The 20,655-nt window shown below is 67.3% G+C and carries 19 protein-coding genes and 1 pseudogene; 8 read left to right on the top strand and 12 right to left on the bottom strand.

What is annotated here, in order from left to right; genetic code table 11:
• Positions 1-211: 211 nt before the first annotated feature.
• Genes ACZK08_RS18150 through pdhA form a run of 4 tightly spaced genes read right to left on the bottom strand, consistent with a single transcriptional unit; the run spans position 212 to position 4,091 of the window.
• Complete coding sequence (locus ACZK08_RS18150; protein WP_053519855.1) at positions 212-1,597, bottom strand: dihydrolipoamide acetyltransferase family protein; 1,386 nt, start codon at positions 1,595-1,597, stop codon at positions 212-214.
• Positions 1,594-1,947 carry an SH3 domain-containing protein gene (locus tag ACZK08_RS18145; RefSeq protein WP_053519854.1) on the bottom strand — a complete coding sequence of 118 codons (354 nt, stop codon included), beginning with the start codon at positions 1,945-1,947 and terminating at the stop codon, positions 1,594-1,596. The genes ACZK08_RS18150 and ACZK08_RS18145 overlap by 4 nt, the downstream gene beginning before the upstream one ends.
• Before the next feature lies 1 nt (position 1,948).
• On the bottom strand, positions 1,949-3,016 hold the full coding sequence (locus ACZK08_RS18140) for an alpha-ketoacid dehydrogenase subunit beta (protein WP_053519853.1): 1,068 nt from the start codon (positions 3,014-3,016) through the stop codon (positions 1,949-1,951).
• A complete protein-coding gene (pdhA, locus tag ACZK08_RS18135) occupies positions 3,009-4,091 on the bottom strand; it encodes a pyruvate dehydrogenase (acetyl-transferring) E1 component subunit alpha (protein ID WP_478452333.1) in 1,083 nt (360 codons plus the stop codon). The genes ACZK08_RS18140 and pdhA overlap by 8 nt, the downstream gene beginning before the upstream one ends.
• 335 nt (positions 4,092-4,426) lie before the next feature.
• Between pdhA and ACZK08_RS18130 the strand changes: the two genes are divergently transcribed.
• From ACZK08_RS18130 to ACZK08_RS18115, 4 genes and pseudogenes are all read left to right on the top strand, one after another.
• Complete coding sequence (locus ACZK08_RS18130) at positions 4,427-5,302, top strand: tryptophan 2,3-dioxygenase (protein WP_053519851.1); 876 nt, start codon at positions 4,427-4,429, stop codon at positions 5,300-5,302.
• Between the two features lie 179 nt (positions 5,303-5,481).
• Positions 5,482-6,981 carry a peptide MFS transporter gene (locus ACZK08_RS18125; protein ID WP_053519850.1) on the top strand — a complete coding sequence of 500 codons (1,500 nt, stop codon included), beginning with the start codon at positions 5,482-5,484 and terminating at the stop codon, positions 6,979-6,981.
• Between the two features lie 16 nt (positions 6,982-6,997).
• The gene (locus ACZK08_RS18120) at positions 6,998-7,597 is read left to right on the top strand and encodes a thioredoxin family protein (RefSeq protein ID WP_053519849.1); all 600 of its coding nucleotides are present in this window, start codon (positions 6,998-7,000) and stop codon (positions 7,595-7,597) included.
• A 131-nt stretch (positions 7,598-7,728) separates the two neighbouring features.
• Positions 7,729-8,869 (top strand): annotated as a pseudogene (locus ACZK08_RS18115) (hypothetical protein).
• 43 nt (positions 8,870-8,912) lie between these two features.
• On the opposite strand, the gene ACZK08_RS18110 reads toward ACZK08_RS18115, so the two are convergent.
• The gene (locus ACZK08_RS18110; protein ID WP_065174367.1) at positions 8,913-9,407 is read right to left on the bottom strand and encodes a MarR family winged helix-turn-helix transcriptional regulator; all 495 of its coding nucleotides are present in this window, start codon (positions 9,405-9,407) and stop codon (positions 8,913-8,915) included.
• Positions 9,408-9,536: 129 nt separating this feature from the next.
• Between ACZK08_RS18110 and hppD the strand changes: the two genes are divergently transcribed.
• Both hppD and hmgA read left to right on the top strand, forming a co-directional pair.
• Positions 9,537-10,649, top strand: a complete 1,113-nt coding sequence (gene hppD / locus ACZK08_RS18105) for a 4-hydroxyphenylpyruvate dioxygenase (RefSeq protein ID WP_227255313.1) — start codon at positions 9,537-9,539, stop codon at positions 10,647-10,649.
• An 83-nt stretch (positions 10,650-10,732) separates the two neighbouring features.
• Positions 10,733-12,031, top strand: a complete 1,299-nt coding sequence (hmgA, locus tag ACZK08_RS18100; RefSeq protein ID WP_065174368.1) for a homogentisate 1,2-dioxygenase — start codon at positions 10,733-10,735, stop codon at positions 12,029-12,031.
• A gap of 3 nt (positions 12,032-12,034) precedes the next feature.
• Here hmgA and ACZK08_RS18095 read toward each other — a convergent pair whose 3' ends face one another.
• Complete coding sequence (locus ACZK08_RS18095) at positions 12,035-12,559, bottom strand: hypothetical protein (RefSeq protein ID WP_065181524.1); 525 nt, start codon at positions 12,557-12,559, stop codon at positions 12,035-12,037.
• A gap of 121 nt (positions 12,560-12,680) precedes the next feature.
• Here ACZK08_RS18095 and ACZK08_RS18090 point away from each other — a divergent pair, with 121 nt between their 5' ends.
• The gene (locus ACZK08_RS18090) at positions 12,681-13,337 is read left to right on the top strand and encodes a hypothetical protein (RefSeq protein WP_065181525.1); all 657 of its coding nucleotides are present in this window, start codon (positions 12,681-12,683) and stop codon (positions 13,335-13,337) included.
• Positions 13,338-13,410: 73 nt separating this feature from the next.
• The gene (locus ACZK08_RS18085) at positions 13,411-14,376 is read left to right on the top strand and encodes a sodium:calcium antiporter (RefSeq protein ID WP_065181526.1); all 966 of its coding nucleotides are present in this window, start codon (positions 13,411-13,413) and stop codon (positions 14,374-14,376) included.
• Between the two features lie 64 nt (positions 14,377-14,440).
• On the opposite strand, the gene ACZK08_RS18080 is transcribed toward ACZK08_RS18085, so the two are convergent.
• Genes ACZK08_RS18080 through ACZK08_RS18055 form a run of 6 tightly spaced genes read right to left on the bottom strand, consistent with a single transcriptional unit; the run spans position 14,441 to position 20,348 of the window.
• Entirely contained in the window at positions 14,441-14,830 is a 390-nt protein-coding gene (locus tag ACZK08_RS18080) for a Na+/H+ antiporter subunit G (protein ID WP_053515546.1), read from the bottom strand.
• A complete protein-coding gene (locus ACZK08_RS18075; protein WP_053515548.1) occupies positions 14,827-15,111 on the bottom strand; it encodes a K+/H+ antiporter subunit F in 285 nt (94 codons plus the stop codon). The genes ACZK08_RS18080 and ACZK08_RS18075 overlap by 4 nt, the downstream gene beginning before the upstream one ends.
• Positions 15,108-15,614, bottom strand: coding sequence for a Na+/H+ antiporter subunit E (locus tag ACZK08_RS18070; protein ID WP_053515550.1), 507 nt, complete (start codon positions 15,612-15,614; stop codon positions 15,108-15,110). Before ACZK08_RS18070 ends, ACZK08_RS18075 begins: the two co-directional genes overlap by 4 nt.
• Complete coding sequence (locus tag ACZK08_RS18065; protein WP_065174371.1) at positions 15,611-17,146, bottom strand: monovalent cation/H+ antiporter subunit D; 1,536 nt, start codon at positions 17,144-17,146, stop codon at positions 15,611-15,613. Before ACZK08_RS18065 ends, ACZK08_RS18070 begins: the two co-directional genes overlap by 4 nt.
• Positions 17,143-17,520, bottom strand: coding sequence for a Na+/H+ antiporter subunit C (locus ACZK08_RS18060; protein ID WP_053515553.1), 378 nt, complete (start codon positions 17,518-17,520; stop codon positions 17,143-17,145). Before ACZK08_RS18060 ends, ACZK08_RS18065 begins: the two co-directional genes overlap by 4 nt.
• Complete coding sequence (locus ACZK08_RS18055; protein WP_065181527.1) at positions 17,520-20,348, bottom strand: monovalent cation/H+ antiporter subunit A; 2,829 nt, start codon at positions 20,346-20,348, stop codon at positions 17,520-17,522. The genes ACZK08_RS18060 and ACZK08_RS18055 overlap by 1 nt, the downstream gene beginning before the upstream one ends.
• Positions 20,349-20,655 lie beyond the last annotated feature (307 nt).

The following is a 20,655-nucleotide window of genomic DNA, read 5'->3' as shown; positions in this document are numbered from 1 at the left end:
TCTGTAGAGGGGCTCAATGCTATCGAGCTACTCTTGGGAGTCCATGCAACTATCTTCAAAATGCTCCCCCGCGCTTTCGACTGACCGTCGGAGAGCCCAGTAGATCCACGCCATGCGTGGATGGGGCGCGATGGAGCAGGCAAAAAAAGCGCCGGGCAGTGCCCGGCGCTTCGTCCAATGATGTGCCAACCAACAGTTGGCACCCATCCCATCAGCTGGCCAGGGCCAGGTCGTCCATCATCGCGCGCAGGAAGCGGGCAGCTTCGCCGCCGGTGGCTGCGCGGTGGTCGAAGGTGACCGACAGCGGGATGACCTTGTGCGCTTCCACGCCGCCCATCACCGGGGTCATCTGGTGGCGGGCACGGCCGGCACCGACGATGGCCACGCACGGCGGCACCACGACCGGGGTCGCGTAGCGGCCGGCGAACATGCCGAAGTTGGACAGCGAGATGGTGTAGCCACTCAGTTCCGAGGCCGCGATCGAGCGCGCTTCCACCTGCTCGCGCAGGCGGTTCACGCCCTCGCGGATGCCACGGGCATCCAGCATGTCGGCGTTGCGCAGGGCCGGCACGAACAGGCCGTCGTCGGTGTCCACGGCGATGCCAATGTCCACCTGCGCGTGCAGGGTGCGGGTCAGCGCTTCGCCATCGAACCAGGCGTTCATCGCCGGCACCTTCTGCGCGGCAACCACGATGGCACGCACCAGGCGGGCGGTGACGTCGTTGCCGGGCAGCCAGGCATGGATGTCGGCGTCGTCGTTGAGCGTGGTCGGTACAACCTTGCTGTGCGCATCGGCCATCACCCGCGCCATGTTGCGGCGCACGCCCTTCAGCGGTTCCGGCTGGCCCTTGGCGACCACGCCCGGCGGTTGCGTGCGCATCGGCTTGCCCGCCGCAGACAAGGGGGTGCGGGTTTCGTTCTGAACCGGCGCAGACACCTGCGCCGGGGCCGGCGCGGCATAGGCCGCAGCGGCAGCCGGGGCCGGCGCGGCGCCGAGCTTGGCGGTGCCGTTGGCGGCGGCCTGCTTGACGTCGGCCATGGTCACCGCGCCATCGCTGCCGGTGGCGCGCACGCGGCTCAGGTCGACGCCCAGCTTGCGGGCCATCGCACGCACCGCCGGTACGGCCTTGACGCCACCGACGGCCAGCGCCTGCTCGGTGTGCACGGCATTGGAGCTCTGCATCGCGCCGACCACTGTGCCGGCGTCATCGCGCTCGGCCTTGGCGTCCTCGGCGGCGGCCGGTGCCGGAGTCGGCAGCGGCGGCGGGGTCGGTGCTGCGGCCGCAGCCGGTGCCGGCGCATGGCCGTGGCTGTGGCCGGTGTCCTGGCCATCGGCACGCTGCGGCAGGTTCGGGTCGATCTCGAAGCTGGCCAGCACCGAGCCGGTCGGAATGATGTCACCGGCCGCACCGGACAGCTTCAGCACCTTGCCGGAGACCGGCGACGGCACTTCCACCACGGCCTTGGCGGTCTCCATCGACACCAGCGGCTCGTCCAGCTTGATCACATCGCCTTCCTTCACGAACCACTCGACGATGGTCGCGTCCGGCAGGCCTTCGCCCAGGTCGGGCAGGTTGAAATTCTTGGTCTGGCTCATTTGCAGTTCTCTTCCAGCAGTTCCAGTTCGCGGGCCGGCAGCCAGCCCGTCGCACCATTGGCGCGCTCGGACCACCACCATCCGCCGTGTTCGTGATGCAGCTTGACCATCTCGCCGCTTTCCACATCCAGCTCGCGGGCGTCGTAATCGCGCAGGGCTTCGGCGCGACCGTCGTCCAGCAGTTGCAGCCAGGCGACGGGCGCCCAGCCGGCGCGTCCATCGCTGGTGCGTACCCAGGCAAACGCCGGCCATTCCTCGTCACGTACGCCTACTTCGACGATCTGGCCGGTGCGGAACCGGAGCGGGTTGGGATACTGGCTGCGGTAAGCCCCAAGGAGGCGGGCCCGCATGTCAGCCTGCCGCCACCGCGCGCTTGGCCGCGGTCACGATCCGGTCCACGCTCGGCAGGTACTTCATCTCCAGGCGGAACAGCGGAATGTGGGTGTCGTAGCCGGTAACGCGCTCGACCGGGGCCAGCAGGTCGTACATCGATTCCTCGGCCAGGCGCGCGGCGATTTCCGCACCGAAGCCCGCGGTCTTCGGGGCCTCCTGCACGATCACGCAGCGGCCGGTCTTGGACACCGACTCGGCGATGGTGGCGAAGTCCAGCGGACGCAGCGTGGCCACGTCGATGACTTCGGCACTGATGCCCTCGCCAGCCAGCTTGTCGGCCGCTTCCAGCGCTTCCTTCACCTGTGCACCCCAGGCGACCAGGGTCACGTCGGTGCCGTCGCGCAGCACGAAGCACACGTCCAGCGGCAGGGCTTCGCCGTCGTTGACGACCACTTCCTTGTACTGGCGGTAGATGCGCTTGGGCTCCATGTAGATCACCGGATCGGGATCGCGCATGGCGGCCAGCAGCAGGCCATAGGCGCGCTGCGGGCTGGACGGCAGCACCACGCGCAGGCCCGGCACGTTGGTGAAGATCGATTCGTTGGCTTCGCTGTGGTGTTCCGGCGCACGGATGCCACCGCCCCACGGCACGCGCAGCACCATCGGGCAGTGCAGGCGGCCACGGGTACGGGTACGCAAGCGCGCGGCGTGGCAGATGATGTGGTCGACCATCGGGTAGACGAAGCCATCGAACTGGGCTTCGGCCACCGGCTTCATGCCCTGCGCGGCCAGGCCGACGGTGAGGCCGGCGATGGTCGTTTCATCCAGCGGGGTGTCGAGGATGCGCTGCGCACCGAAGCGCTGCTGCAGGCCGGCGGTGGCGCGGAACACGCCGCCGTTGACGCCCACGTCCTCGCCCAGCACCAGCACCGACGGGTCGTGTTCCAGCTCCCAGGCCAGCGCCTGGGTGATGGCTTCGATCAGGGTGATGGGGGTAGCGGTCATTGCGATGTCTCCACCGGCGACAGCAGCGCTGTCGGCGGCATTGGCCTGGGAAGCGGAAGCGCCCGTCTTGATGTCATCCATGGCGCTGCTCCAGGGCAATGGCGGCCGCGCGCTGGGCCAGAAGATCCGGCGGCGGATCGGCATACAGGTAGTCGAACATCGCCTCGACCGGCTGCACCGGGGTATTGAGGTACTGGTTCACTTCCTCGTCGACCCTGGCGCCGCACTGCTCCACCCAGGCCTTTTCTTCATCCTCGCTCCACATGCCCTGGGCGGTGAGGTACTTGCGCAGGCGCAGCATCGGCTCACGGGTCCAGGCATCCTTCACTTCGGCGTCGTCGCGGTAGCGGCGCGCGTCGTCGGCGGTGGTGTGGTCGGACAGGCGGTAGGTCATCAGTTCCAGCACGGTGCCGCCTTCGCCGGCGAGGCCGCGCTCGCGCGCCTGTTCCATCGCCGCCAGCACCGCGATCAGATCGTTGCCGTCCACCTGCAGGCAGTGCAGGCCGCCAGCCAGGCCCTTCTGTGCCAGCGTTTCGGCGCCGGTCTGCGCCGAGCGCGGCACCGAGATGGCCCAGCCGTTGTTGACGATGCACAGGATCAGCGGCAGCTTGTAGGCACCGGCAGAGTTCAGCGCGGCATAGAAGTCGGTCTTCGAGCTGCCGCCATCGCCACACACCGCCACCGCGACCTGCTGCTCGTTGTTGAGCTTGAACTTCAGCGCGGCGCCCGCAGCGTGCAGGCACTGCGTGGAAATCGGCACGCAGAACGGGAAGTCCTTCACCGCATTGCCGGTGAAGTCGTTGCCGCGCTCGTCGCCGCCCCAGTACATCAGCACGTCGTACGGGCGCACGCCACGCATGAACATCGCGCCGTACTCGCGGTAGCTCGGGCCGAGCACGTCGCCTTCGCGCATGCCGGCGCCGATGCCCACGTGCGCCGCCTCGTGACCCAGGCAGGCGGCATAGGTACCCAGCTTGCCGGTGCGCTGTAGGGCGATGGATTTGCTGTCGAACGTGCGTACGTACAGCATCTGCTTGAACAGCGGCACCAGGACGCGCGGATCCTTCAGGGATTCGGGCAGGTCGTCGCGGACGAGCGTGCCGTCCGCATCCAGATACTGCAGGTATTCGATCTTGAATTCAGCGGCAACCGTCATCGCGTACTGCACCTTCGACAGAGAAGTTACAAATGATATGAATCGCCATGTTAAGGAACGCGTACGAAATAGCCTTCCTGCGGCGCAACACGGCGATTCCCCGTTGTACCCCTGCCGGCGGGTGGAGGGCCAATAACAACAACGTATTCAGTCGTTGCTGCATAGCATCAGAATACGCCTCCGGCTGACTGCCGGCGCAACGTCGCAAACGGTTCCACGCGCGGGCGCGCCATTGGCGGGTGATCCACGGCTCACCGCACGGCCCGGTATGGATCCTCCCGCTGCCAGCGCGGCGGCAACGCGCTACCCTTGCCGCCCCCGATCTGGTCCCGCCCATGTCCGTCGACAACAACCAACGCGATCTCGAAGCCGGCATCCACACCGACCTGCACGGCCGGCTGACCTACGGCGGCTACCTGCGGCTGGACCAGCTGCTCAGTGCCCAGCAGCCGCTGTCCAACCCGCCGCACCATGACGAGATGCTCTTCATCATCCAGCACCAGACGTCGGAGCTGTGGTTGAAGCTGCTGGGGCACGAGCTTGGCGCGGCCATCGGCTTCCTGCAGCGCGATGAAGTCTGGCAGTGCCGCAAGGTGCTGGCCCGCAGCAAGCAGGTGCTGCGCCAGCTCACCGAGCAGTGGTCGGTGCTGGAAACCCTGACCCCGTCCGAGTACATGGGCTTCCGCGACGTGCTGGGGCCTTCCTCGGGATTCCAGTCGCTGCAGTACCGCTACATCGAGTTCCTGCTGGGCAACAAGAACGCGCAGATGCTGCAGGTGTTCGAGCATGATCCGGCCGGGCAGGCGCAGCTGCGGAGCGTGCTGGAGGCGCCCAGCCTGTACGAGGAATTCCTGAAGTACCTGGCCCGCTTCGGCCATGCCGTGCCGGCAATGTACGAGACCCACGACTGGACCCAGCCGCATGTGGCCGACGACGCCCTGCAGCCGGTCTTCGAGCGCATCTACCAGGACACCGACCGCTACTGGCGCGAGTATTCGCTGTGCGAGGACCTGGTGGACCTGGAGACGGCCTTCCAGCTCTGGCGGTTCCGCCACATGCGTACGGTGATGCGGGTGATCGGCTTCAAGCGTGGTACCGGAGGCTCGTCCGGGGTCGGCTTCCTGCGCCAGGCGCTGGAGCTGACCTTCTTCCCCGAGCTGTTCCAGGTGCGGACCACGCTGCAGGCCGCGCCCCCGCCGGAGCTGGGCTGATCCCCATTCATCCGGATCCCGGCCGGCGGCTGGATCGTTTCAGATGCAAGTTCAGCGAGCAGGCGGGCACCTGCCTCAAACGGCGTGTATTTGACGTGAACGCCACAAGTCGGTGATCCTCGCGCGTTGCTCCATTGCACATCGGACGTGCTCGTCATCCACCGAACCAGGAATCCCGCATGAGCGTAAACGCCACTGCGAACACCCCGGAGCCGGCGCTGCCGGACTTCAAGACCACGCTGGGCCACCCGCGCCCGCTGTGGATGCTGTTCATGACCGAGTTCTGGGAACGCTTTGCGTTCTACGGCATCCGCTGGGCCTTGGTGCTGTACATCGTCGCCCAGTTCTACAACGGCAACGCCGCCGGCGAGGGCGATGCCAGCCGCATCTACGGTGCCTACCTGGCGCTGGTGTACGCGGCGGCGATCTTCGGCGGTTACGTGGCCGACCGGGTGCTGGGCTACCAGCGCTCGATCCTGACCGGCGCGATCATCATGGCGGCCGGCCTGTTCATGATCTCGCTGCCGGAAGAGCATCTGTTCAAGCTCGGCCTGGCCACGATCATCGTGGGCAACGGCCTGTTCAAGCCGAACATCTCCACCATGGTCGGCAAGCTGTATGGCCTGAAGGACGAGCGCCGCGATTCGGGCTTCACCATCTTCTACATGGGCATCAACATCGGCGCGATGATCGCCCCGGTGCTGACCGAGTACCTGGCCCGCAAGGTGTTCGGCACTTCGGAAATGCCGTCGTACAAGGTCGTGTTCATCGCCTCCGGCGTGGGCATGCTGATCTCGCTGGTGTGGTTCTACATCGGCCGGGCCGGCCTGAAGGGCATCGGCGCACCGCCGGCCGGTGCCGAAGGCTTCGGTCGCATCGTGATGGTGCTGGTGGGCGCGCTGGTGGCCATCCCGGTCGCCTACTTCCTGCTGGCGACCGGCGCCACCGCGCTGGCCTGGATCCTGGGCGTGATGTTCGCTGCGCTGGCCGTGCTGCTGCTGGTCGAAGGCATCCGCGAGGGCAAGGTGCAGCGCGACCGCGTGATCGCCATGCTGATCATCTTCGCGTTCAACGTCATGTTCTGGATGTTCTTCGAACAGGCCGGCAGCTCGTTCACCTTCCTGGCCGAGAACATCGTCAACCGTGACTTCGGCAACTGGACCTTCCCGACCGCGTGGTTCCAGTCGGTGAACTCGGTGGCCATCATCACCCTGGCGCCGCTGATCGCCTGGATCTGGGTGGCCCTGGGTCGCGCCAATCCGTCCATCCCGCGCAAGTTCGGCCTGGGCCTGCTGTTCAACGGCGCGGCCTTCGCCCTGCTGATGTTTGCCCTGTCGCAGATGGTCGTGGACGGCAAGATCCCGTTCTGGACCCTGTTCATGGTCTACGTCATCCAGTCCGTCGGTGAGCTGTGCCTGTCGCCGATCGGCCTGTCGATGGTGACCAAGCTGGCCCCGGTCCGCCTGGTCGGCTTCGGCATGGGTGGCTGGTTCCTGTCCACCGGCATCGGCAACAACCTGTCGGGCATCTTTGCCGGCGCCGTCAGTGGTGAAGGCGGCATGACGATCGATTCGGCACTGAAGGGGTATACCTTCGGCTTCTGGGCCCTGATCGGTTCCGGCGTGGTGCTGTTCCTGATCGCCCCGCTGATCAACAAGCTGATGCACGGCGTCAAGTGATGAGAGGGTAGCTGGCATGCGTACGAAGCTCGGTGGTGCGATGGGGATGGTCTGTGCGGCGCTGATCGGCGCGTGTTCGCAACCCCCGCCACCCGCCGCCACCGGGCCGACGCAGCCACTGGATACCCGTCCCACCGAGCCACCGGTCGCTGACCCCAGCGAACCGGTGGCCTCGGGCAACACCCCGGTGGCGGCGGATATCGCCGCCATCGCCGGGCTCAGTGCACAGTTCGACCCGGCCCGCGACCCCGCCGACGATCTGGCCACCGCCAAGGTGGAAGCCCAGCGTGGCAAGAAGCGCATCATCCTCGAGGTCGGCAACGCCGGCTGCGACCGCTGTCATGCGCTGGACCAGATCGTGGAGGGGGATGGCGACCTGCGCCGTTTCCGCGATGCCCACTACGTGTGGGTGAAGGTCAATGAGAGCGACGAGAAGCCCAACAGCGCTTTCCTCGGCCAGTTCCCGGAGATGGGCCGCGACTACCCCTACCTGCTGGTGCTCGATGCCGACGGCACCCTGCTGGCACCGCAGGCAACGGCGGCAATGCGCAGGGGCGAGACCTACCTGCCGGCGCAGGTGATGGCCTTCCTCAAGCAGTGGGCGCCTGATCGGTAGCGCCGGGCCATGCCCGGCGGATGCGCGCGCCGTCACATTCCCAGCATCGCCGCCTCAATTTCATCGCACGCACGCCGTTACCGGCAAGGCTCCCGGTCGACCCGACGTCGACGCACCCTACCGGAACGCCCATGCACAGCGACCACGCCGAACGATTGCCCGACCCTGCCAGCAGCCTGGGCGAGGGTGGTGCTGGCGAGGGCGTGACCCTGCCGGCACGGGACGCACTGCTGGATGACGTCGGCATCGGCGACAGTGCCCCCGAAGCGGCCCCGCCGCACCATCGCCTGCCGCAGATCGCACTGCCTGACAACGTCGTGCTGAAGGGCGCGGTGCAGACGCTGGTGGAACAGAAATCGCGACTCGATGCGCTGGCGTCGCAGGGCCAGCTGGCCGGCCTGCTGCCGCCGGAATGGCAGGGCAACGGCGTACGCGCCATCGAGCTGTCCACCTTCATCCAGGGCGTGCTGCCGTTCCTGCAGCCGGGAGAACGTGGCGAGACCGCGGCCGCACGGCTGCCGGTGCGTCATGTGCTGGGCGACGACAGCCGTTGGGGCCTGCCGGATGTGGCCGAACCGAAGTCGCTGGCGTGGTACTTGGCCAGTGACGAACGCGCCACTGCGGGCGGCAGGGACGTGGCCGAAGCCTTTCTGGTCGGGGCGCTGGGCGTGGCGTGGATGCAGGAGGGCGCGCAGCCGCGCGGGCTTCCTGCGTGCCGTAGGGCAGGACAGCCTGGCCGCGCGGGTGACCATGCTGGGCTATCCGGCGGCCACCGAGCTGGCGCTGTACAGCGTGGTCGCGCATGGCCAGTCGCAGGTCTGGTGCGTGCACGGTCGCCGTCGCATGCGTCCACTGGTCGCGCCATGGCTGAGCGTGCCGCTGTTGACGGCGTACGGGGTGCCCGCACCGGTGCCATGGCCGTCCGCTTTCCCGCCCGTGGACGCCGTTGCCGAGGCGCTGGCGACCGCGCGCCAGGGACGCGCGCTGCCCGAGGTGGATCTGGGCAAGGTGGTGGCGAAGATGGCCGAAGACGCAGCCGGCGAAGCATGGCAACCGGTCAGCCTGCTGCAGCTCAACACGTGGTCGCCGCGCTGGCATTTCTTCCTCGGCACCTTCGTCGGCGTGCCGTCGCTGCTGCTGGTGGCTGCCGCGCTGGCCCTGCCGGGGGCGGTCGAAGCGGCCACGGTTGCCGCGTCGCTGGGCTTTGCCGGTGGCGCGATCGGTGCACTCGCTGTGCCGTGGATCCATGCGCGGCGCAAGCACCTGAGCTGAACCGTGCTGTCCCGAGACCGGGGCCGAGCCCCGGCGGCATGCGTCAGACGCCTTCGCCCATCCGTTCCAGGCCATCGCCCGCCAAGCGCAGGATCAGCGTCTCCAGCAGCTGTTCCTCCTCCTCGCTCAGCACCGACATCAGCTTGCGGGTAATCTCGATCACCAGCGGGGCGATGGTCTCGTACACCTCGAAGCCCGCTGCCGACAGGGCCAGGACCGAGCGGCGACGGTCGTCGCCATGGGTCTCGCGCTTGATGAAGCCACGCTCGAGCAGGCGCGCCACCGCGCGGCTGACCGCCACCTTGTCCATCGCCGTGCGGTCGGAGACCTCGCTGGCCGACGACCCGGGATACAGCGCCAGGATGGTGATGACCCGCCATTCCGGAATGGCCAGACCGTAGCGATCACCGTACAGCTTGGCGATGTTGCCGCTGACCCGGTTGGACAGCACGCTCAGCCGGTAGGGCAGGAACTGTTCCAGGTCGAGCAGGACGTGCGATGCACGCAGGCGTGTCGAAGCGGGATCGGCGGGGCTCATGTTGCGGTGCACCTTGCTGGTGGTTTCAAGTGTAACTATAAGGGTTGGGTCCAGACCCTGCATTCTCGCCGGGTCGTTACCTGCCCGCACCTGGTTTGTACCGATGCGGTACCGATTCGGAGCCCCGCCATGAATACCGCAGTCCAGCCCTCCTCGCATCCCAATCCGGGCATGCAGGTCACCACCTTCGAGAACCCGATGGGCATCGATGGTTTCGAGTTCGTCGAGTTTGCTGCCCCGGCCGGCCGCGGCCAGGAGCTGCACGACTACTTCCGCAGGATGGGCTTCACGGCGGTGCTCAGGCACAAGCAGCGTCCGATTACCGTCTATCGCCAGGGCGACGTCAACTTCCTGGTCAATGAAGACCCGGATTCGTTCGCTGCCGACTTCGCCGAAAAGCATGGTCCGTGCGCCTGCGGCTTCGCCATCCGCTTCAAGAAGCCGGGCCAGGAGGTCTACCAGACCGCGCTGGGCAACGGTGCCGAGGCCATCGGCTTCAAGCCGGACAGCAAGGCGGTCGGCGCGCCGGTCATCAAGGGCATCGGTGACTGCATGCTGTACCTGGTCGACCGCTATGGCAGCGCCGGCAGCATCTACGACGGCGACTACGAGCCGATCGCCGGCGTCGATCAGCATCCGGTGGGCTTCGGCCTGACCTTCATCGACCACCTGACCCACAACCTGTACTTCGGCAACATGCAGCAGTGGTCGGACTACTACGAGCGGCTGTTCAACTTCCGCGAGATCCGCTACTTCGACATCAAGGGCCTGAAGACCGGCCTGGTGTCCAAGGCCATGACCGCGCCGGACGGCATCGTGCGCATTCCGCTCAACGAATCGTCCGATCCGAAGAGCCAGATCAACGAATACCTGGACGCCTACAAGGGCGAGGGCATCCAGCACATCGCCTGCTTCACCGAGAACATCTACGAGACCGTCGAGGCGATGCGTGCGCAGGGTGTGGATTTCCTCGACACACCGGACACCTACTTCGACGTGATCGACCAGCGCGTGCCGAACCATGGCGAGGACGTGCCGCGCCTGGCGAAGAACAAGATCCTGATCGACGCCGATCCGGAAACCCACCAGCGCAAGCTGCTGCAGATCTTCACCCAGAACTGCATCGGCCCGATCTTCTTCGAGATCATCCAGCGCAAGGGCAATGAAGGTTTCGGCGAAGGCAACTTCACTGCGCTGTTCGAGAGCATCGAGCGCGACCAGATCCGCCGCGGCGTGCTGTAACGTTTCAGACCTGCACCCTCAGCGGTAGCGCCGGGCCATGCCCGGCGGCTTTCCGTTCCGGCCTTGCCGTTCCAGGAGCCCCCATGTCCACCTCCATCACCGCCCGTGGCTACCAGTCCGGTTTCGGCAACGAATTCGCCACCGAAGCCGTGGCCGGCGCGCTGCCGGTCGGGCAGAACTCGCCGCAGAAGGTGGCCCATGGCCTGTATGCCGAGCAGCTGTCCGGCACCGCCTTCACCGCGCCGCGCGGCAGCAACCGGCGCAGCTGGCTGTACCGGATCCGCCCGGCGGTGACCCACGGTGAGTTCACTCCGTTCGCGCAATCGCGCCTGCAGTGCGATTTCGGTTCACAGCCGGCCTCGCCGAACCAGCTGCGCTGGAGCCCGCTGCCGCTGCCGGAACTGCCCACCGACTTCGTCGAAGGGCTGTACACCATGGGCGGCAATGGTTCGCCGGATGCCCACGCCGGCGTCGGCATCCATCTGTATGCCGCGAACCGGGACATGGTTGGCCGCTACTTCTACGATGCCGACGGCGAACTGCTGATCGTGCCCCAGCTGGGTGGCCTGCGCCTGCTGACCGAGCTGGGCGTGATCGAGATCGAACCGCAGCAGATCGCGGTGATTCCGCGTGGCGTGCGCTTCCGCGTCGAGCTGCCTGATGGCCCGAGCCGGGGCTACATCTGCGAGAACTACGGCGCCCTGCTGAAGCTGCCCGATCTGGGGCCGATCGGCGCCAACGGCCTGGCCAATCCGCGCGACTTTGAAACCCCGCATGCGGCCTTCGAGGACCTTGACGGTGAGTTCGAACTGATCGCCAAGTTCGAAGGACGCCTGTGGCGCGCGCCGATCGACCATTCGCCGCTGGACGTGGTCGCCTGGCACGGCAATTACGCGCCGTACCGCTACGATCTGCGCCGCTTCAACACCCTCGGTTCGATCAGCTACGACCACCCGGACCCGTCGATCTTCCTGGTACTGCATTCGCCCAGCGACACAGCAGGGACCAGCAACATGGATTTCGCCATCTTCCCGCCGCGCTGGCTGGTGGCGCAGAACACCTTCCGGCCACCGTGGTTCCACCGCAACATCGCCAGCGAGTTCATGGGCCTGGTGCACGGTGCCTACGATGCCAAGGCCGAAGGCTTCGTGCCGGGCGGCGCCTCCCTGCACAACTGCATGAGCGGCCACGGACCGGATGCACCGACCTTCGACAGGGCCTCCAGTGCCGATCTGTCCAGGCCCGACGTGGTCAAGGACACCATGGCCTTCATGTTCGAGACCCGCGCGGTGATCCGCCCGACCGCCCAGGCGCTTGATGCCGGGCACCGGCAGGCCGATTACCAGCAGTGCTGGGCAGGGCTGCGCAACAACTTCCGATGAGCCTCATGCGGCATCGGTGAAGGCGTCGCAGTGCTCCAGCGGCAGGACTTCCAGCAGCCGCTGCCGTACGCGTTCGCAGTAGCCTTCGGAGGTCAGCGCGGGCAGTACCTGCAACGCCGAGTGCAGCACCCGCAGCACATCGGTCTGCGCACGTGCCTGCTGCAGGTCGCGGAACAGCGCCGCTGCCTGCGGATGCCGCTGCAGCTCCAGGATGCCCAGTACATAGATCCGTGAGGCGACCAGCGAGCGACGCCGCTCGATCGGCGTGGCCGCGGTCGCGGGTGCCTGCGGCCGGGCAGGGGTGGGCCCGGATACCGCCACCGCGGGAGGCGGGGCGTCGGTTTCCAGATAGCCGGCATGGATCAGCTGGATCAGCATGGCCGGCGTCTCCTGGCCCATCAGCCCGCTCAGCTCGGTGACGCTGCGCTGGCCATCGCACAGGATCAGCAACCGGCGCTGGCGCATGTCCAGCGGCGCGCGGTGCGCCTGCAGCGCGGTTCGGGCGAGATCGGTCTTGCGCGGTTGCATGGATGGGACAGCCAGGACGGTGCACGCCGAGCCTGAACGAAGGCGATGAAACAGCGATGACAATGCAGCGCCTGCACGCGCCCTGGGGTAGCGTCCGCCCATCCCTCCTGGAGCAACACCGATGAAGCTGCTGCCATTGGCTGGCCTGATGCTGCTGTCCCTGACCGCCTGTGGCGGTGGTTCGGACAAACAGGGAGCGGCCGGCAGCGGCAGCGACTCGCCGGCCGAGACCGCCAGTGCCACCGGCCCGGCACAATCGGCCGATCCGGACCTGGCGTCACGGCCGGCCAACGATGCCCGCGCCGACAGCCCCGCGCGCCTGGAAGGTTTCGGCGGGGTGGCGCTGGGTGCGGGCATCGCCGAGGTGCGCAGCGGCTTCGGCGCGCCGCTGCAGGGGCTGGGCAGCGATGCGGCAGGCAGGCCATTGCCGGCCGACGACGGCAACGAGGACTGCTATTTCCTGCGTCCGCAGCAGGCCGATGACCCACGCCTGATGATCGAAGGCCGCAAGCTGGTCCGCTATGACGTGCGCAGCGCCGCCATCACCGCGCCGGGCGGCGGCAGGGTCGGCATGACCCTGGGCGAGTTGCAGGTGCTGTATCCGGAGCGTGCCGATGTCGGTCCAGACAAGTACGACGACAAGGCCCAGCACCTGCGCGTGCGCCCGGCGCAGGAAGGTGCGGCGGTGATCGATTTCACCCTGGGGCCCGACGGCCGGGTCAGCACGTGGCGGGTCGGCCAGACCCCGCAGGTCGATTACACCGAAGGTTGTGGCTGATCCTTGATGCAGCGCCCAGCCTCGCGGCCGGGCCAAGCGTAGAATCGCGCGACGACCGCTGGGGGAGTGCTCGATGATCGCCATTGCCATCGCCTGGTTTCTGCTTGGCCTGCTGCTGCTGGGGCTCGGCGGAGACTCCATCGTCAAGGCCGTTTCCGGCCTGGCCCAGCGCTTCGGTGCCCGCCCGTTCACGGCGGGTCTGCTGCTGCTCGGCGTGGCGACGTCGATGCCGGAGCTGGTGGTCAACGCCCGCGCGCTGGCCGTGGGCCAGCCGGAACTGGCGCTGGGCAACGCGGTGGGCAGCAGCATCGCCAACCTGGGCCTGACCCTGGCGATCGCGGCGATCGCGGCCCCGTTGCTGCTGCGCGCACGCCTGCAGACCGTGCTCTGGTGGTCGCTGCTGGGGGCCGGCGTTCTGTTGATCCTGTTCGGGCTGGATGGCCGCCTCGCGCGCTGGGAAGGTGTCGTGCTGCTGGCCGGCTTCGTCGTCATGCAGGCCGTGCTGATGCGCCGTGGCCGCAGTGAGACCGCCGATGTGCAGGCGGCCATCGCACGATCGGCGCTGAGCCGCACCAGCCTGCCGTTGAATGTGCTGCGTGTGCTGGTGGCCGTGGTGGCCCTCTACTGGGGGGCGCGGCTGGTCGTTGGCGCGGCGGCCGACTTCGGCGTCGCACTTGGATGGACGCCGCTGCTGGTCGGCCTGCTGCCGCTTGCGATCGGCACGGCCTTGCCGGAGGTGGCCACCGCCATCGCCGCTGCGCGGCGTGGCCATGGCGACATGGTGCTGGGCCACGTGCTCGGCTCCAGCGCGGTCAATCTGCTGCTGGTGATCGGCGCGATGGCAGCGCTGCAGCCGCTGGCCCTGCCGGCATCGTTCGTGCGCCTGGAACTGCCCGCGCTGCTGGCCTTTGCCCTGGTGCTGTATCCGATGCTGCGTGGCGACCTGAAGATCAGCCGTGGCGAAGGCGTGATCCTGCTGGTGGCGTTCGTCGGCTGGTTCGTATTGGAACTGCTGCTGGTGGGTGCACCGGCACTGTAGCGCCGAGCCCATGCACGGCTCGGCAGCAGATCCCCGCCCTGAGTGGATGCGGGGAGTCGTGTGATCAGCGTGTCGGGCTCTGCTCTTCTTTCCGCGCCGGCTCCGGCGGCGGCAGCTGCTCTTCGGCAGCCCGTTCGTTGCCGGGCAGGGTAGGACGGGTTTCCATCAGCAGCGACAACGCAGCCTTGGCCATCATGTGCGCGCTGATCGGCGCGGTGATGAACAGGAAGACGGTGATCAGCAGCTCGCGCGGCTGCGGATCCTGGCCGAGGAAGATGTGGTAGCAGACCGAACACACCAGCACGCAGCCCACGCCCAGCGTGCTGGCCTTGGTCGGCGCATGCAGCCGCTTGAAGAAGGTCGACAGCTTCACCAGGCCCAGCGCACCGACCAGGATGAAGAAGCAGCCGAACAGCAGCAGGACCGACAGGCCGATCTGGATCGCGGTGATCATTCGACGATGTCCCGGCGCAGCACGAACTTGCTCAGCACCACGGTGCTGCCGAAGCCGAGCATGGCGATCACCAGTGCGGCCTCGAAGTAGATCGGCGAGTTGAGGTACATGCCGAACAGCATCAGTTCGGCGATGGCAGTCACTGAAAGTGTGTCGAGGGCGAGGATGCGGTCAGGCACGCTCGGGCCGCGCAGCAGGCGCCAGGTCGCCAGCAGCATGGCCAGTCCGACCACGTGCATGCATACCACCAGGGTGGTCTGGATGACTTCAAAACCGGTCATGGGAAGATCTCCATCAACGGGGCTTCGTATCGTTGCTTGATCGTGTCGATCAGCGCCTGTGGATCCTCCAGGTGCAGCACGTGCACCAGCAGGAACCTGCGGTCGTCGCTGAGTGCCGCCGACACCGTACCCGGGGTCAGGGTGATCATGCTGGTCAGCGCGGCGATGCCGTGGATGTTGGCGATGTCCAGCGGCAGCCAGATGAAGCCCGGATGGATGTTCTTCTCCGGGCCGAGCACCTGCAGGGCCACCCGGATGTTGGACATCAGGATGTCCCACAGGGTGACGCACAGCAGCTTCGGTACCGGGCGCAACGTACCGATGCGGGCGAACTCGCGATCCAGGCGCGCGGCGAACAGCGGCACGACCACGCCCAGCAGAAGGCCCAGCAGGATCTGGCCAAGGTTGAAGCTGTCGGACATCAGCAGCCAGAACGCCACCACCATCATGCTCAGTGCGGGGGACGGTACCAGGCGGCGGAACAGGGGGCGTTGCGCGGTCATGGCTGGCGGATCTCCGGTGTGGTCGCGCGCAACTGCTGCACGTACTCGCCCGGCTGCAGCAGCTGGGCGGCGGTGGCGTCGGTATGGCGCATCAGCGGGGCGGCGGCCAGGGTCATGCCGATGCCGTAGGCCAGCAGGATGCAGGCAGCGAACAGCTCGACCCTGCGCAGCTTGGCCTTGCGGGGCGGCGGCGCCTCCGGCTCGGGCAGCGGCACGCGCCAGAACAGGCGGATGCCCCCTCGGGTCAGGCCCATGATGACCAGCAGGCTGCTGACCAGCACGGCCGTCCATACCGCGCCGGTGTACTGCGCCGGCATCCCGGCCAGCAGGGCGGCCTTGGCCAGGAAGCCCGACAGCGGCGGAAGTCCGGCGACCGACACGGCGCCGATCAGGAACAGTACCGCCGGCGTTTCCTTGCCCGGCATCGGTGCGATCACTTCCTTGCGGTCGCTGGCACCGCCGCGTCGGCGTCGGATCAGGTCGGCCACCAGGAACAGCGCGGCAGCGACGAAACTGCTGTGTGGCAGATAGTACAGACCGGCGGAGAGCACCTTCGGCGTGCCCACCGAGAAGGCAATGAACAGGGTCGCGGCCGAGACGATCACCAGGTAGGAGATCAGCACGCGCAGGCGCGCGGCGGCCAGCGCGCCCAGGCCGCCCAGTACCAGCGTGGCCACGCCGGCCCACAGCAGCCAGTCGCGTCCGTATCCGGCCATCGCGCCGGCGTCCTCGCCGAACCACAGCATCTGCACGCGCAGCACGGCGTACAGGCCGACCTTGGTCATGATCGCAAACAGCGCAGCGACCGCAGCAGGTGCGCGCGCGTACGATTCGGGCAGCCAAAGGTACAGCGGCATCAGGGCGGCCTTGGCGCAGAACACCAGCAGCAGCAGGCCCATCGTGGCCTTCACCAGGGTCAGCTGTGCCGGCGGAACCTCGGCGATGCGCTGCGACAGCTCCGCCATGTTCAACGAGCCGAGCGAGGCGTACAGCAGGCCGAGTGCGATCAGGAACAGCGTCGATGCGGTGACATTGAACACCACGTAGTGCAGGCCGATGCGCATGCGCAGGCCACGGCCGCCGCTCAGCAGCAGGCCGTAGGAAGCGATCAGCATCACCTCGAAGAACACGAACAGGTTGAAGATGTCGCCGGTGAGGAACGCACCGTTGAGGCCGACCAGCTGGAACTGGAACAGCGCATGGAAGTGCGGCGCGCGCCGGTCCCAGCCCGAGCAGGCATGCAGCAGGCAGGGGATGGCCAGCAGCAGGGTGGTCAGCAGCATCCACGCCGACAGCCGGTCGGCCACCAGCGCGATGCCCAGGCGCGAGGGCCAGTCACCCAGCAGGTAGACGCGGATGTCACCGCCTGCCGTATCGGCGAACAGCAGGCCGACCACCACGGCCAGGGCCGCCAGTGCCGTCCAGGCCACAGTCCGCTGTACCTTCGGACCATAGCGGCGATGCTCGACGAACAGTGACAGTGCGGCGCCGAGCAGGGGAACCAGGATCGGCAGGATCACCAGATGGTTCATGCGCGGTCCTCGCCCTGGCGCGGCGGCGCATCGTCATCGGGCTCGTGCGCGTCCACGTGGTCGCTGTGGTTGTCGCTGCGGCTGCGCATGGCCAGCACGATGCTCACTGCAGTCATCGCGAAAGCGATCACGATGGCCGTCAGTACCAGCGCCTGCGGCAACGGGTCGGTGTAGTTGCCCAGGTGGCTCTCCACGCCTTCCTGCAGCACCGGGGCCTTGCCCTGCACCAGGCGCCCACCGGCAAAGATCAGCAGGTTGGTGGCGTAGGACAGGAAGGTCATGCCAAGGATCACGTCGAAGCTGCGCGCCCGCAGCAGCAGGTACACGCCGATGGCGGTCAGCACGCCGATCGCGGTGGCCAGGGCCAGTTCCATCAGTGCATCTCCCCGGTGCGGGCCGAACGGCGTTGCAGATCGATCTCGCCCTTGCGGGCGGTGCGGGTTCGAGAGGGCTTGACCGTGCCCATCATCGACAGCATCAGCATGGCGCCACCGAACACCACCAGGTACACGCCGATGTCGAAGCCGATCGCGCTGGCCAGCGGCACGTCGCCGATCAGCGGCAGGTGCAGGTCGAGGTGCCCGCTGGTCAGGAACGGCACGCCGAACAGCATCGAAGCACTGCCACTGAGCAGGGCGATCAGCAGGCCGGTGCCGATGCACCGGATGTAGTCGAAGCCGAAGCGCGACTCCACCGATGCCGTACCCTGGATCACGTACTGGATCAGCAGCGGCACCGCCAGTACCAGGCCGGCGATGAACCCGCCGCCCGGGGCGTTGTGACCGCGCAGGAACAGGAAGATGGAGACCGTCAGCGTCAGCGGGAACATGATCTGCGCCAGGTCGGCCGGTACCGGCAGCTTGATCGGCGGCCCGGGCATGATCTGCTCCGGGGCCATCCGCGTGCGGCGCAGCAGCGCGTGCACCACCAGCGCGGCGATGCCGAACACGGTGATCTCGCCGAAGGTATCAAAGCCGCGGAAGTCGACCAGGATCACGTTGACCACGTTCTGGCCATACGCTTCGGGCAGGGCACGCGCCACCAGCTCACCGGCCATGGTGTTCGGCGGCAGGGTCATCGCGGTATAGGCCAGCGCGCCGAGACCGGAACCGGCGATGACCGCGATCAGCGCGTCGCGGCGCTTGCGCCAGCGCGGCCGCTCCGGTCCGGACTGCGCGGGCAGATAGTTCATCCCCAGCAGCATCAGGACCAGGGTCACCATCTCCACCAGCAGCTGGGTCAGTGCCAGATCCGGTGCCGACAGGAACACGAAGGTCAGCGCCACCATCAGGCCGACGCCGCCCACCAGCAGCACCGCCAGCAGGCGCTGCTTGTACACACGCAGCGTGGCGATCGCGCAGCCCATCATCACCAGCCACAACGCCCAGCCCAGCAGTGGAATCGGCTGCGGCGCGGTCCAGTTCGGGGATGCGGGATTCGCCATGAACGGCGCGGCGGCCACCACGATCGCGACCAGCACCAGGCCCAGCAGCATCCGCTGCAGGCTGCCGTTGGCAATGCCGTTGGTCAGGCGCATGGCCAGTGCGGAAACCGCATCCAGCTGCGCATGGAACACGTTGCGGCCGGTGGTGGTATTGGTCACGGCATGCAGGTTGATCAGCTTGCGCAGGCCGAAGTACAGGGCGATACCGCCCACCACGCCGATCGCGCTCATCGCCAGCGGCAGGTTGAAGCCATGCCATACCGACAGGCTGTACTCGGGCATGGCGCTGCCGAGGATGGAGGCGGCAGCAGCATGCAGGACCGGCGCCACCGTCAGCGCGGGCGCGATGCCGACTGCCACGCAGACCACCACCAGCAGTTCCACCGGTACCTTCATCCAGCGCGGCGGTTCATGGGGAACGCGGTCCAGCCCGTGCGGGCCGGGGCCGAAGAAGGTGTCGTGCACGAAGCGCAGGCTGTAGGCCACGCCGAACACGCCGGCCAGCAACGCCGCGATCGACACCGCCATGCGCATGGTCTCGGTGCCGCCGGCGCTGATCGCCTCGGCGAACAGCATTTCCTTGGACAGGAAGCCGTTGAGCAGCGGAATGCCGGCCATGGCCAGCGAGGCGATGATCGCCAGTGCGCTGGTGAAGGGCATCAGTTTCCGCAGTCCGCCCAGCTTGCGCATGTCGCGGGTGCCGGTCTCATGGTCGATGATGCCGGCGGCCATGAACAGCGAGGCCTTGAAGGTGGCGTGGTTGAGGATGTGGAACACGCCGGCGACCACCGCCATCGGCGTGGACAGGCCGAACAGCAGGGTGATCAGGCCCAGGTGGGAGATCGTCGAATACGCCAGCAGCCCTTTCAGGTCGTGCTGGAAGATCGCGTTCCAGGCGCCGATCAGCAGGGTCAGCGCGCCGATGCCGCTCACCGTATAGAAGAACAGGTCGCTGCCGGCCAGTACCGGATGCAGGCGCGCCAGCAGGAACACGCCTGCTTTGACCATGGTGGCCGAGTGCAGGTAGGCCGAGACCGGTGTCGGCGCCGCCATCGCATGTGGCAACCAGAAATGGAACGGGAACTGCGCGCTCTTGGTGAAGATGCCGGCCAGCACCAGGAACAGGGCATAGGGATACAGCGCGCTGGCGCGGATCTGTTCACCGGCCGCCAGCACCACATCCAGGTCGAAGCTGCCGACGATGCGCCCGATCAGCAGCACGCCACCCAGCAGGGCCAGCCCGCCGCCGCCGGTGATCACCAGCGCCATGCGTGCGCCCTCGCGCGCGTCCTGGCGATGCGACCAGAAGCCGATCAGCAGGAACGAGCTGATGCTGGTCATTTCCCAGAAGATCATCAGCAACAGCAGGTTGCCCGACAGCACCATGCCGAGCATGGCGCCCATGAACAGCAGCAGGTAGCAGTAGAAGCGGTGGGCGTTGTCCTGCGCACTGAGGTAGTACCGCGCGTACAGCACCACCAGCGCGCCGATGCCCAGCACCAGGCCGGCAAACATCCAGGCCAGGCCGTCCAGCCGCAGATGGAAGTCCAGGCCGATCTGCGGCAGCCAGGGCAGCAGGGTGCGGACGATCTGGCCGTCGAGCACCGCCGGGGTCAGCCAGCCGAGAATGGCCAAGCCGCCCAACGGCGCCAGCGCCGCCAGCCAGGCAGCAGTCGAGCGCGAACTACGGGGGAAGGCCGCAACAGCCGCTGCCATCAGGAACGGCAGGGCCAGCAGCAGAGGCAGGCTGGGGAGCATGCAGGGAATCCATGATTCACGAGCAGGTCAGTGAGGATAACAGGCTGCGAAATGTCGCCGAAAGCCATCGAACGGCGATCAATTGCCTGTAACGTTCGCTGATTCATTTTTTTTGCAGTGCAGCATCTCCTCCGCGGTGCCGGCCAAGGGCCGCACCCTACGCCCGCGCACGGCGACCGCAGGCCCTGTCGCACAGGGGCTGCCGCTGCGACAGACGCCCCGGCAGAGGGGCAGAGCGTGCAGGCTGGCAGGCCGGCGGTGGACCGCAGGTGAGGAAACCCGCCCGTTCAGGAAGCGAGGGTGACGC

The sequence above is a fragment of the Stenotrophomonas sp. 112478_Sma genome (genome assembly GCF_056479905.1).
Note: the sequence above shows the minus strand (reverse complement) of the source record. Positions and strands in the feature narration are given on the sequence as shown.

Bases quoted from the DNA above. Each gene is read 5' to 3' on its own strand.
- ACZK08_RS18085 (WP_065181526.1), top strand. From the start codon at position 13,411: ATGATCGCCATTGCCATCGCCTGGTTTCTGCTTGGCCTGCTGCTGCTG.
- ACZK08_RS18125 (WP_053519850.1), top strand. From the start codon at position 5,482: ATGAGCGTAAACGCCACTGCGAACACCCCGGAGCCGGCGCTGCCGGAC.
- ACZK08_RS18140 (WP_053519853.1), bottom strand. From the start codon at position 3,016: ATGGATGACATCAAGACGGGCGCTTCCGCTTCCCAGGCCAATGCCGCC.
- ACZK08_RS18130 (WP_053519851.1), top strand. From the start codon at position 4,427: ATGTCCGTCGACAACAACCAACGCGATCTCGAAGCCGGCATCCACACC.
- ACZK08_RS18110 (WP_065174367.1), bottom strand. From the start codon at position 9,407: ATGAGCCCCGCCGATCCCGCTTCGACACGCCTGCGTGCATCGCACGTC.
- hmgA (WP_065174368.1), top strand. From the start codon at position 10,733: ATGTCCACCTCCATCACCGCCCGTGGCTACCAGTCCGGTTTCGGCAAC.
- ACZK08_RS18060 (WP_053515553.1), bottom strand. From the start codon at position 17,520: ATGGAACTGGCCCTGGCCACCGCGATCGGCGTGCTGACCGCCATCGGC.
- ACZK08_RS18150 (WP_053519855.1), bottom strand. From the start codon at position 1,597: ATGAGCCAGACCAAGAATTTCAACCTGCCCGACCTGGGCGAAGGCCTG.
- ACZK08_RS18065 (WP_065174371.1), bottom strand. From the start codon at position 17,146: ATGAACCATCTGGTGATCCTGCCGATCCTGGTTCCCCTGCTCGGCGCC.
- ACZK08_RS18075 (WP_053515548.1), bottom strand. From the start codon at position 15,111: ATGACCGGTTTTGAAGTCATCCAGACCACCCTGGTGGTATGCATGCAC.
- ACZK08_RS18145 (WP_053519854.1), bottom strand. From the start codon at position 1,947: ATGCGGGCCCGCCTCCTTGGGGCTTACCGCAGCCAGTATCCCAACCCG.
- pdhA (WP_478452333.1), bottom strand. From the start codon at position 4,091: ATGACGGTTGCCGCTGAATTCAAGATCGAATACCTGCAGTATCTGGAT.
- ACZK08_RS18090 (WP_065181525.1), top strand. From the start codon at position 12,681: ATGAAGCTGCTGCCATTGGCTGGCCTGATGCTGCTGTCCCTGACCGCC.
- ACZK08_RS18080 (WP_053515546.1), bottom strand. From the start codon at position 14,830: ATGATCACCGCGATCCAGATCGGCCTGTCGGTCCTGCTGCTGTTCGGC.
- ACZK08_RS18095 (WP_065181524.1), bottom strand. From the start codon at position 12,559: ATGCAACCGCGCAAGACCGATCTCGCCCGAACCGCGCTGCAGGCGCAC.
- ACZK08_RS18070 (WP_053515550.1), bottom strand. From the start codon at position 15,614: ATGACCGCGCAACGCCCCCTGTTCCGCCGCCTGGTACCGTCCCCCGCA.
- hppD (WP_227255313.1), top strand. From the start codon at position 9,537: ATGAATACCGCAGTCCAGCCCTCCTCGCATCCCAATCCGGGCATGCAG.
- ACZK08_RS18055 (WP_065181527.1), bottom strand. From the start codon at position 20,348: ATGCTCCCCAGCCTGCCTCTGCTGCTGGCCCTGCCGTTCCTGATGGCA.
- ACZK08_RS18120 (WP_053519849.1), top strand. From the start codon at position 6,998: ATGCGTACGAAGCTCGGTGGTGCGATGGGGATGGTCTGTGCGGCGCTG.